The sequence below is a fragment of the Xanthobacter aminoxidans genome (assembly GCF_023571765.1).
GTDB lineage: Bacteria > Pseudomonadota > Alphaproteobacteria > Rhizobiales > Xanthobacteraceae > Xanthobacter > Xanthobacter aminoxidans.
The window spans coordinates 195,723-207,551 of the sequence record NZ_JAMJXC010000009.1 but is presented as its reverse complement, the minus strand read 5'-3'; the positions used below and the strand labels follow the sequence as shown (position 1 = coordinate 207,551).

General features: G+C 67.8%; 7 protein-coding genes and 1 riboswitch. Of the genes, 2 read left to right on the top strand and 5 right to left on the bottom strand.

The window, feature by feature from the left end; all coding sequences use genetic code 11:
• The first annotated feature begins 412 nt into the window (after positions 1-412).
• Entirely contained in the window at positions 413-931 is a 519-nt protein-coding gene (locus EJ105_RS15650; RefSeq protein ID WP_250167096.1) for a GNAT family N-acetyltransferase, read from the top strand.
• A gap of 49 nt (positions 932-980) precedes the next feature.
• Positions 981-1,553 carry a cytochrome b gene (locus EJ105_RS15645; protein WP_250167095.1) on the top strand — a complete coding sequence of 191 codons (573 nt, stop codon included), beginning with the start codon at positions 981-983 and terminating at the stop codon, positions 1,551-1,553.
• Here the strand turns inward: EJ105_RS15645 and EJ105_RS15640 are convergent.
• The 5 genes from EJ105_RS15640 to EJ105_RS15620 all read right to left on the bottom strand — a co-directional run bounded on the left by EJ105_RS15640 (position 1,550) and on the right by EJ105_RS15620 (position 11,803).
• Positions 1,550-4,693, bottom strand: coding sequence for a multidrug efflux RND transporter permease subunit (locus EJ105_RS15640; RefSeq protein ID WP_250167094.1), 3,144 nt, complete (start codon positions 4,691-4,693; stop codon positions 1,550-1,552). The two genes, EJ105_RS15645 and EJ105_RS15640, sit on opposite strands and share 4 nt — an antisense overlap.
• Entirely contained in the window at positions 4,693-5,811 is a 1,119-nt protein-coding gene (locus EJ105_RS15635) for an efflux RND transporter periplasmic adaptor subunit (protein WP_250167093.1), read from the bottom strand. Before EJ105_RS15635 ends, EJ105_RS15640 begins: the two co-directional genes overlap by 1 nt.
• A 226-nt stretch (positions 5,812-6,037) precedes the next feature.
• Positions 6,038-7,156 (bottom strand): ribonucleotide-diphosphate reductase subunit beta, encoded by a 1,119-nt coding sequence (locus EJ105_RS15630; RefSeq protein WP_250167092.1) that lies wholly within the window; start codon positions 7,154-7,156, stop codon positions 6,038-6,040.
• A gap of 23 nt (positions 7,157-7,179) precedes the next feature.
• Complete coding sequence (locus EJ105_RS15625; protein ID WP_250167116.1) at positions 7,180-10,041, bottom strand: ribonucleoside-diphosphate reductase subunit alpha; 2,862 nt, start codon at positions 10,039-10,041, stop codon at positions 7,180-7,182.
• A gap of 153 nt (positions 10,042-10,194) precedes the next feature.
• A riboswitch (cobalamin riboswitch) is annotated at positions 10,195-10,392 on the bottom strand.
• A 157-nt stretch (positions 10,393-10,549) separates the two neighbouring features.
• A complete protein-coding gene (locus tag EJ105_RS15620; protein WP_250167091.1) occupies positions 10,550-11,803 on the bottom strand; it encodes a D-amino acid dehydrogenase in 1,254 nt (417 codons plus the stop codon).
• Positions 11,804-11,829 lie beyond the last annotated feature (26 nt).

Genomic DNA, 11,829 nt, shown 5'->3' with positions numbered 1-11,829 from the left:
ATGCCCTCTTCGTGTGGCGCCGCTTTCTGGGCGCCAGCTTCTTGGCCGCCCGCTTCCCTGCCGCCCGCTTCGTGGCCGCCCGCTTCTTGGCCGCAATCGTTACATGAAGATTACACCCACGCCGAGGCGGGGCCGTGCCCCTCGGCCGGGGGGTGTAATGTCCACGCAATGAAGCCCCGATTCATGGACGGGGCGCGGCCCGCCCCGCGTACGCGATGGCTTCGGGTGTGCGGGGGATCAACTGTGTCCGCTGAGCGGACACAGTGCCATCCGAAGCCATCACGCCCTCTTGCGACGCCGGCAGGGTGCCGGTTCCCGCAGCGGGCCGGAGGCCGGCGACCGCGCCGCATCGCCCCAAACCCTGTGCCCGGAGCGGGCCTTCAGCCGGATCATGATCTTGGATCACGATATTATGACGCTCGAGCCTGTGGCCCCCGCCGACCTGCCGCGCTACCGGCAGGATTTGCGGGAGGCCTTCGCCGTCGCCGCCATGGCGGAATTCGGCGCGCTGGCGGAGGCCGCCATCCCGCCGGACGAGATCATCAGGGAGTCCTGCGAAGCCGCGGGCGCGGAGGTTCTTCACATTGTGCGGAACGGACACAGGGTCGGCGGCGCGGTCGTTCTCATCGACAGGCGGACCGGGCAGAACGCCCTCGACCTGTTCTTCGTGGCCGTTGGCCATGAAGGCCAAGGCATCGGCAGGCGCGCATGGTCGGCGATCGAAGCCCGTTATCCGCAAACGCGGGTGTGGACGACCCACACCCCCTATTTCGAGAGGCGGAACATCCACTTCTACGTCAACACATGCGGCTTCAGGATCGTCGCCTATTATCACGCCGGCCACCCCGATCCCCACCGAGATGATCAGCCCGCCCTCCCGGGGGGCGGCGGCATGTTCAGGTTCGAGAAGGTCATGGCCGGTCGGGACTAGACCGGCCCACCGGGCTCGGGACGCCACCACACAGAACAGGAAAAGAGTCATGCCTCAGTCGCTGCACGCCGGAGAGGGCGTCGTCTACCCGCGCTCCATGCGCATCCTGCATTGGGTGCGGGCGGTGCTGATCCTCGCGCTGATCGCAGCCGGCTGGCACATGACCCGCCTCGCCGAAGACGATCCGACCGCCGGCTTCTTCTACGTGAACCACAAGCAGTTCGGCATCCTGGTCTGGCTCGTCGCGCTGGTGCAGCTGACCTTGCGCTGGCGCTACAGCGCCGTGATTCCCGGCCTGCCTCCGGCGCTGCGGGGCTGGGAGAAGATGATGTCGCACGCCATCCACCGCCTGATGATCGCGCTCACCGTGCTCATCCCGCTGCTGGGCTATGCCATGTCCAGCAGCTTCACCCAGAGCGACGGCGTGCCCTTCTTCTTCCTGCCGCACCTGCCGGAGCTCCTGCCGAAGAACGACGCGGCCTTCGCGGTGTTTCAGGCGCTCCACAAATATGCGGCCTATCTGCTCCTCGCCTGCGTCGTCCTGCATGTGGCGGGCACGCTGAAGCACCGTTTCGAGGACAGGAACGGCCCCACCGACGTTCTGCCGCGCCTGACGCCCTAACCCGGCCCGGCCGGGCCGGTCAAAGGCTCCGCCGCCGCGCCGCGCCCGACCCGCCCGGCCAGCCGCTCCGCCAGCTTCGTCACGACGACGAAGAACACCGGCACGAAGAGGACGGCGAGGACGGTGGCACTGATCATGCCGCCGAAGACGCCCGTGCCGATGGACTGCTGGGTCTCGCTGCCCGCCCCGGAGGCGACCATCAGCGGCACGATGCCGAGCGTGAAGGCGAGGCTCGTCATCACGATGGGCCGTAGCCGCAGCTGCGCCGCTTCTACCGCCGCCTGCGCCGGATCGAGCCCCCGCGCGCGGGCGGCCCGGGCGAACTCGACGATCAGGATGGCGTTCTTGGCCGAAAGCCCGATGATGGTGACCAGCCCCACTGTGAAGAGCACGTCGTTCGGCATATCCCGCAGCATCACGGCGGCCACCGCGCCGATCAGGCCGAGCGGCACCACCAGCATGACGGCGAGCGGCACCGACCAGCTTTCGTAGAGCGCGGCGAGCACCAGAAACACCACCAGCATGGAGAGGGTGAGCAGCAGCGGCGCCTGCGCGCCAGCCTCCTGCTCCTGCAGCGACTGGCCGGTCCACGTGACGGCGAAGCCCGGCGGCAGCTGGCGCGCCAGCCTCTCCATTTCCCGCATGGCCTCTCCGCTGGAGCGGCCCGGCGCGGCGGCTCCGGTGATCCGCGCCGCCGGATAGCCGTTGTACCGCACGAGCTGGAGCGGGCCACTCTCCCACGCCGGCGCAGCGAGTTCCGACAGCTGCACGGAACGACCGGCGGCGTTGCGCACCTCGAGCCCCAGAATATCGTCGAGCGTCATCCGCGCCGCCGCGTCGGCCTGCACGATCACCTGCTGCACGCGTCCCAGATTGGTGAAATCGTTGACATAGGACGAGCCCATCGCCGCGCTGAGCGTGTCCGCGATGTCGGCGAAGGAGACGCCGAGGACCTGCGCCTTCAGCCGGTCGACGTGAAGCCGGATGCGGTTTCCGGGCGGCAGGCCCTCCTCATAGATGTCGGTGAGCACGGGGCTCGCGGCGGCCGCCGCCAGCAGCCGGTCCTTCGCCGCCGCGAGCGCGACCGGGCCGCGGCCGGCGCGATCCTCCAGCCGCAGCGCGAAGCCGGAAGTTGTGCCGAGCCCGTCGATGGCCGGCGGCAGCATGCTGACGATACTGCCCTCGCGGACCGAGCGGGCGGCCGCGTTGGCCCGCGCCACTTCGTCGGCGGCGCTCGCACCCTGGCGCGCGTTCCAGTCCGTCAGGATGGTGTAGATCATGGCCGCGTTCGGGCCGGAGCCCGAGAAGCCGAACCCCATGATGCTCTCGGTGTGCCGGACGGACGGCCGGGTGGCGTTGTGCCGTTCCATGGTCTCGACCGCCTCGCGCGTGCGGTTGGCGGTCGCGTCCGGCGGCAGCTGGATGGAGGTCAGGAAATAGCCCTGGTCCTCCTCCGGCAGGAAGGCCGAGGGCAGCCGCGCGAAGGCGAGGCCGAGCAGCATCACGATCACCGCGAAACCCGCCATCATCCGCCAGGGACGTCCCACCAGCCGGGCGACGCCGCGCGCGTAGCCGCGCGTCAGCCCCGCGAAGCACCGGTCGAACCAGCCGAAGACGCCCCGCTTCTCCCCATGCTCCCGCACCGGCCGGAGCATGGTCGCGCAGAGCGCCGGCGTGAGCGTGAGGGCAAGGAAGGCCGACAACAGGATCGACACCGCCATCGTGAGCACGAACTGCCGATAGATGACGCCGACCGAGCCGCCCGCCAGCGCCATCGGCACGAACACCGCCGAGAGCACCAGCGTGATGCCGACCACCGCCCCGCTCATCTCGCCCATCGCCCGCAGCGTCGCCTCGCGCGGGGCGAGCCCCTCCTGCGCCATCAGCCGCTCGACGGTCTCGACCACGACGATGGCATCGTCGACGATGATGCCGATGGCCAGCACCATGCCGAACATGGTCAGCACGTTGATGGAATAGCCCGCCGCCAGCATCACCGCGAAGGTGCCGAGCAGCGCGATCGGCGCCACGATCGCCGGGATCAGGGTGCAGCGGACGTTCTGCAGGAACACGAACATCACCAGGAAGACCAGCGCCATGGCCTCCAGCAGCGTGACCAGCACCTTCTCGATGGAGACGCGCACGAAGGGCGCGGTGTCGAAGGGGATCGAGAACCCCATCCCCTCCGGCATTGCCTTGGCCAGCTCCGTCATCCGCGCGGCGATGGCCGATGAGGTCGTCACTGCGTTGGCGCCGGGCGCGAGCTGGACCGCGAGCGTCGCCACCGGCTTGCCGTTGGAGCGGGTCGCGAAGGCGTAGGATTGCGCGCCGAGCTCCACCTGCGCGACCGCGCCGAGGGTGAGGGTCGATCCGTCCGGATGGGCGCGCAGCACGATGGCGCGGAACTCCTCGGGCGTCCTCAGCCGTCCATCGACCTCCAGCGGCACGGTGACCCGCTGGCCGGCGGTGGCCGGCTCGGCCCCGAGGGCGCCCGGCGCGATCTGCACGTTCTGCTGCGCGATTGCGGTGGTGACATCGCCGAAGGTGATTCCGTGGGCCGACAGCTTGACCGGATCGATCCAGATCCGCATCGCGCGCTCCGTCGCAAAGAGCTGGACACGCCCGACACCCGGCACGCGCTTGAGCTCATCGGCGACGTTGCGCACGGCATAGTCGCCGAGGGTCACCTCGTCATACGCCCCGCCGGGAGCGATGATATCCACCAGCAGCAGGAATCCGGAGGCCGCCGCCTCGACCGTCAGCCCAAGCTGCCGGACCGCCTGCGGCAGGCGCGGCTCCACGGTCTTCAGGCGGTTCTGCACGTCAACCTGCGCCAGATCGGGGTTGGTGCCGGGCTTGAATGTCACGGTGATCGTGGCGGTGCCGGACGTGTCCGTCGCGCTCTCGAAATACAGGAGATTGCGCACGCTCGACAGTTCACGCTCGATCAGGCTGATGACCCCGTCGCTTATCGTCTGCGGCGAGGCGCCGGGGTAGGTCGCATAGATGCTGATGCTGGGCGGCGCGATGGCGGGATAGCGCTCGGTGGGAAGCTGTGGGATGGCGACGGCCCCGGCGAGCGCGATGACGATCGCGATGACCCAGGCGAAGACCGGCCGGTCGATGAAGAAGGCGGGCATCAGCGCTGCGGCTCCGCATCCGCCACGCGCTCGCGCTGCCATGGCAAGGCGGTCACCTGGGCGCCGGGCTGGACATGGTCCTGCCCCTCCACGATCACCCGCTCGCCGGCGCGCAGCCCGCGCTCGACGACGATGCGCCCGTCGATCTGGGCGCCGGTCACGATCTCGCGCCGCGCCACCCGACCGGGGTCCTCGACGATGCTGACGTGTTCCATGCCGTTGCCGTCGCGCTGCACCGCCTGCAGCGGCACCAGCAGGGCCTCGGGCCGCTTCTCCCGCAGCAGCCGCGCCCGCACGAACATGCCCGGAAGCAGGAGGCGCCCGGGATTATCGGTCTCGACGCGCAGGATCACCTCGCCCGTGCCGGGGTCCACGCTGACCCCCGAGAACAGCAGCCGTCCGACCACAGGAAAGGCCTCGCCGTCCGCCGAGAGGATAGCCACCGCGCCTGCATCCGCCCCGTCGGCCCGCGCCAGCCGCCGCAGGGCCTCCAGGTGCCGCGCCGGCTGGCGCAGATCGACATAGACCCGGTCGATCTGCTGCACGATGGCGAGCGGCGAAGCGCCGCCGGGGGTCGCCAGCGCGCCCTCGCTCACAAGCGCGTGGTCGATGCGCCCGGCGATGGGCGCGCGGAGGGTGGCGAAGCCGAGATCGAGCGTCCGCCGCTCCAGCGCAGCCCGGCTGTGGGCGACATCGGCGGCTGCCTGAGCGCGCGCGGCGATGGCATCCTCATGCGCCTGCTGGGTGGCGGTGTTGGTCTTGAGAAGCGCCTCGACGCGCCTCACCTGCGCCTCGGCCCGGTCGAGCACCGCCTCGGCCCGGCGCAGAACCGCCGCCGCCATGTCGACTTCCGCGGCGAACGCGGCCGGGTCGATCTGGAACAGTGGCTGGCCCGCCGCGACCTCGCTCCCCTCCCGGAACAGCCGGTGCTGGATGATGCCGCCCACCTGCGGCCGGATTTCCGCGACGCGATAGGCAGCGACCCGGCCCGGCAGCACGTCGTGAATCGTAACGGCCTCGGGCCTCAGCTGCACGACCGAGACATTGACGGGTTCGGGAGGTGCCGCAGGCTGGCTCTCCCCGCAGGCCGCCAAGGCGAGCGCCCCTGCAAGAATCATGGGGTAGCACCGGGACCACACAAGGCCTCGGCGAGGAAGATCGGTTTTCATGGGCTGGGCTATTACGCAGCGTCATTGCCTAAAGATTACGATAGACAGAGAATTGTGGAATTCGCCTGCGGCAGGGTGTCATGCCGCGGGCGTGGGAGATGGAGAACGTGGCGCACGCGACGCGGCCATTGTGCTGCGTCACGACAATCACCGCCGCGGCGGGATGCAACCCCGCTCAATCCCAGGCGAGCGCACCGCCATTTTGGTACTCGATGACGCGGGTCTCGAAGAAATTCTTCTCCTTCTTCAGGTCCATGGCCTCCGACATCCACGGGAAGGGGTTCTCCGCCTCTGCGAACACCGGGGCGAGGCCGAGCTGCGCGCAGCGCCGGTTGGCGATGAAGTGCATGTACTGCTCACAGAGCGCGGCATTCAGGCCGAGCAAGCCGCGGGGCATGGTGTCCCGGCCGTACGCCGCCTCGAGGTCTGCCGCATCCTTCAGCATCCCGCGCACCTCGTCCTGGAACGCCCGGGTCCACAAGTGCGGGTTCTCGATCTTGATCTGGTTGATCACGTCGATGCCGAAGTTCAGATGGATGCTCTCGTCGCGCAGGATGTACTGATACTGCTCGGCAATGCCGACCATCTTGTTGCGGCGGCCGAGGGACAGGATCTGCGCGAACCCCGTGTAGAACCACATGCCCTCGAACACCACGTAGAAGGCGACGAGGTCGCGCAGGAACTTCTGGTCCGCTTCCGGTGTGCCGGTGCGGAATTCCGGATCGTCGAGGCTCCGGGTGTGCCTGAGGGCCCACGCCGCCTTGTCAGTGATGGAGGGCACCTCCCGATACATGTTGAACAGCTCGCCCTCATCGAGGGCGAGGCTTTCGACGATGTACTGGAAGGTATGGGTGTGGATCGCCTCTTCGAACGCCTGTCGCAGCAGATACTGCCGGCATTCGGGATTGGTGAGGTGGCGGTAGATGGCGAGCACGATGTTGTTCGCCACCAGGCTCTCGGAGGCGGCGAAGAAGCCGAGATTGCGCTTCAGCATGCGCCGCTCGTCCTCGGTGAGCCCATCGCGTGACTTCCACAGCGCGATATCCGCCTGCATGGATACCTCAGTGGGCATCCAGTGATTGTTGCAGCCGGACAGGTATTTTTCCCACGCCCAATGGTACTTCATCGGCAAAAGCTGGTTCACGTCGGCGCGCGCATTGATCATGCGCTTCTCGTCCACGGTGACGCGGGCGCCATTGCGGTCGATCTCCCCGAGGCCGGTGGCTTCGGAGGGACTGGCCGGAATGTTGGGCATGATGGCAGGCTGGGGCTTGGTGTCAGACCAGTCGAGCATGGTTTCTTGTCCTTGTCCGCCGGTCACTGGCAGGCTTCGCAGGTGGGGTCGTTGATGGCGCAGGCGTTGCCCCACGCTTCGCTGTCGACAGCTTCGCCGGAAATGGCTGCGGGGAAAGCCGCGACGGCGGGCGGAACCGTGGCGGCGACCGCGTTGAGCTTGCCGTCGGTGCCCTTGAGCGTGGACTTCTCCACATGGGTGGCCGAGCGCGCTCTGAGATAATAGGTCGTCTTCAGTCCCCGCTTCCAGGCCAGACGATAGAGCTCATCGAGCTTCTTGCCGGAAGGGCTGGCAATATAGAGGTTGAGGGACTGGCCCTGATCGATCCATTTCTGACGACGCTCGGCCGCCTCCACGAGCCAGGCCGGGTCGATCTCGAAGGCCGTGGCGTAGAGGTCCTTCAGGTCGTCCGGAATCCGGGCGATTTCGCCCAGGCTCCCATCGAAATATTTGAGGTCTGAAACCATCACCTCGTCCCAGAGTCCGCGGGCCTTCAGGTCATGAACGAGAGCGGCGTTCACCACGGTGAAGTCGCCCGACATGTTCGATTTGACATAGAGGTTCTGGTACGCCGGCTCGATTGACTGGCTGACACCGCAGATGTTCGAGATGGTGGCCGTGGGCGCGATGGCCATGCAGTTGGAATTGCGCATGCCGGTGGCAACCACCCGCTGGCGCAGGCTGGCCCAGTCGAGTGTCCGGGACCGGTCGAAATCCGCACCGCCGCGCGCCTCGGCGAGCCGTTCGAGGGAATCGATGGGCAGGATGCCCTGCGACCAGAGCGAGCCCGCAAAGCTCGGATAGCGCCCGCGCTCGGCAGCGAGATCCACCGAGGCGGAGATGGCATGGAAGGAGATTGCCTCCATGCTCTCATCCGCGAAACGCACCGCCGCGTCCGAGCCGTAGGGAAGGCGAAGCGCCTGAAGCGCATCCTGGAAGCCCATGATGCCGAGGCCGACGGGACGATGCCGGAGGTTGGAGCGGCGCGCCTCGGGGATGGTGTAGAAATTGATGTCGATGACGTTGTCCAGCATCCGCATGGCGATGCGCACCGTGCGCGCCAGCTTCTCCATGTCCAGGCGGCCATCGGCGATATGGGAGAACAGGTTGACCGAGCCGAGGTTGCAGACCGCCACCTCGTCGTCCGAAGTGTTCAGCGTGATCTCCGTGCAGAGGTTGGAGGAATGCACCACGCCCACGTGCTGCTGGGGCGAGCGGATGTTGCACGGGTCCTTGAAGGTGATCCAGGGATGGCCGGTCTCGAACAGCATGGTCAGCATGCGCCGCCACAGATCGAGCGCCCGCACCTGCTTGAAGACCTTCATCTCCCCCCGCGCGGCCCGCGCTTCATAGGCGAGATAGGCGGCCTTGAATGCGGGGCCGTAAAGGTCGTGGAGATCGGGCGTCTCATCGGGGGAGAACAGGGTCCATGCGCCGTCCTCTTCCACCCGCTCCATGAACAGGTCCGGCACCCAGTTGGCCGTGTTCATGTCATGGGTGCGGCGGCGCTCGTCGCCGGTGTTCTTGCGCAGATCGAGGAAGTCCTCGATGTCCACATGCCAGGTCTCCAGATAGGCGCAGACCGCGCCCTTGCGCTTGCCGCCCTGATTCACCGCGATGGCGGTGTCGTTCGCCACCTTCAGGAAAGGCACCACGCCCTGGCTCTCGCCATTGGTTCCCTTGATGTGGGCGCCGAGGCCGCGCACCCGGGTCCAGTCATTGCCAAGGCCGCCGGAATATTTGGCGAGCAGCGCATTGTCTTTCACCGCCTTGAAGATGCCGTCGAGGTCATCCGCCACCGTGCTGAGGAAGCAGGAGGAGAGCTGGGCGCGCAGCGTCCCGGCATTGAACAAAGTCGGCGTCGAGGCCATGAAGTCGAAGGAGGAGAGGAGATCGTAGAATTCGATCGCCCGCGCCTCCCGGTCGATCTCGCGCAAGGCCAGGCCCATGGCGACGCGCATGAAAAAGGCCTGCGGCAGCTCGAAGCGCGTGCCGCGCACATGCAGGAAATAGCGGTCGTAGAGCGTCTGGAAGCCCAGATAGTCGAAGGCGAGGTCCCGCTCCGGCTTGAGGGCGGCAGCCAGCCGGGAAAGATCGAAGCGACCGAGCTCGGGATCGAGCAGGTCGTTGGCGATGCCGGTCTTTACATAGGCGCTGAAATAATCGCCGTAGCGCTCCGCCATCTCGGCCTGCGTCGCCTGTTCCGGCCGGCCGGCGACGAAGCTCAGGGCCTCGCGGCGCAGCTTGTCCAGCAGGAGGCGCGCGCTGACCTTGGAATAGTTCGGCTCGGTCTCCACCAGCGTGCGCGCCGCCAGGATGGGCGCCTGCGCCAGTTCATCCAGCGAGATGCCGTCATAGAGGTTGCGTCGCGCCTCGTTCAGCACCGCCGCGGCCGAGACGCCGTCGAGCCCGGCGCAGGCCTCGCCGATGACGGTCGAAAGGCGGGGGGCATCCAGCGGCACCAATGCGCCGTCGGCGGTCCTCACATGCAGCACGGCGGCGGCATCACCGCCCGGATGCGCCACGGCGAGGGCCTTCGCGCGTTCCCGTGCCCGCGCCTCGCGATAGAGCACATAGGCGCGGGCGACCTTGTGATGCTCCCCGCGCATGAGGGCCAGTTCCACCTGGTCCTGCACATCTTCGATATGAAAGGTGCGTCCGACGTCGGGGCGCCGGGTGAGGTTCGCCACGATCTGGTCGGTGAGCCCGGCCACAATGTCGTGGATGCGGCGGGACGCGGCAGCCGACTGTCCCTCCACGGCCAGGAACGCCTTGGTCAGAGCCACCGCGATCTTGGCGGCATCGAACGGCGTGACCGCCCCATTGCGGCGGATGAGCTGATAGCCGGGCGCGCGGGCGACCGCTTCAACGTCAGGGGCCGGCATGGAAAATCTGTAGCTGCCATTGGCATGGCGTTCGGCGGTCGCTGGCATCATCATCCCCGATGAATGTGGGGACGGGGAGCAGACGGACGCATGCCGGGACACAGGAGGCGCACGCCACCCGCAGCAAGCGCCTCACCGGGACACCCCGCCCGTGGACGTACTGGTGTCGCGGCAGGTCTCCTGGCTCGCGGGTCATCATTCTTGTCCGTCTTCCCAAGGCCATGGGGCCTCAGTGACATGGGTGAACAAGAACTCGCCGCTTACAGTTGCGGGGGCAGCGCCGGCTTTGGACCGGCTTCCCTCTTAGCTCTCGATCTTGCGAGTCGAGAGACCGTGACCACCAGATTTAGTGGCTATTGCGGCGGCAATGTCAATACTTTGCGCCTGCGGAGTCCCCTCCCGCACGGACGGACCTGACGGCGGAGGTGCGACCTACGGGGATTTTCCAACCGGAGCCGGCCCGGAGGCGCTCCGGCAGGCGCGGCGACAGGGGGCTCGCGCCCCCCTCTCAGGCGTAGCGCGAAAGGGCGAGGTCGCCGGCCTCGATGGCGGGGCGGCGGCCGTCGATGAGATCCGCCAGCACCGCGCCCGAGCCGCACGCCATGGTCCAGCCCAGCGTGCCGTGGCCGGCATTGATGTAAAGGTTCGGGCAGGAGGTGGCGCCGATGATCGGCGTGCCATCCGGCGTCATGGGCCGCAGGCCGGTCCAGAAATTGACCTCCCGCGTATCCGCGGCCCCGGCGAACAGGTCGCCCGCCGAATGCAGCAGGGTGCCGCGGCGCGCGTCGTGAAGGTCGCGGTTGAAGCCGGCGATCTCCGCCATGCCGCCCACGCGAATGCGGGAGCCGAGGCGGGTGATGGCAACCTTGAAGGTCTCGTCCATGACGGTGGAGATGGGCGCGCGGGCCTCGTCCACGACCGGCATGGTGATGGAATAGCCCTTCACGGGATAGATGGGCAGCCGGAGCCCGAGCGGCGCCAGCAGCGCCGGCGTATAGCTGCCCAGCGCGGCGATGAAGAGATCGCCGGCAATGTCGCCCGTTCCGGTCTCGACCGCGGTCACCTTGCCCGACGCGCGCTTCAGCCCGCGGATGTCCACGCCGAAGCGGAACGTGACGCCCAGCCCCCGGCACAGGTCCGCCAGCGCCTCGGTGAACTTGAAGCAGTCGCCGGTCTCGTCGCCCGGCAGGCGCAAGCCGCCGACGATGCGCTCCGCCGCCTCACCCAGCCCCGGCTCGGCGGCGATGCAGCCGGCACGGTCCAGCACCTCGAACGGCACGCCGTCGGCGCGCAGCACCTCGATGTCCTTGGCGATGGCATCGATCTGCTTTTGCGTGCGGAATACCTGCAGGGTGCCCTGCATGCGCTCGTCATAGGCGATGCCGGTTTCAGCCCGCAGGTCGGCGAGGCGGTCGCGGCTGTATTCCGCGAGGCGCACCATGCGCCCCTTGTTCACCTTGTAGCGTTCGGCGGTGCAGTTGCGGAGCAGGGCCAGCATCCAGCGCCACGTGGCGGCATCGGCGGTGGGATGCAGGATCAGCGGCGCGTGCTTCATGAACAGCCACTTCATCGCCTTCACCGGCACGCCGGGCGCGGCCCAGGGCGAGGAATAGCCGGGTGAGACCTCGCCGGCATTGGCGAAGCTCGTCTCCAGCGCCGGTCCGGGCTGGCGGTCGATGACCGTGACCGAATGGCCGGCCTTCGCGAGATAATAGGCGGAGGTGACGCCGATGACGCCGGCTCCGAGCACGACGATGTTCATGTGAGTTCTCTTTGCGATGTGTTGGC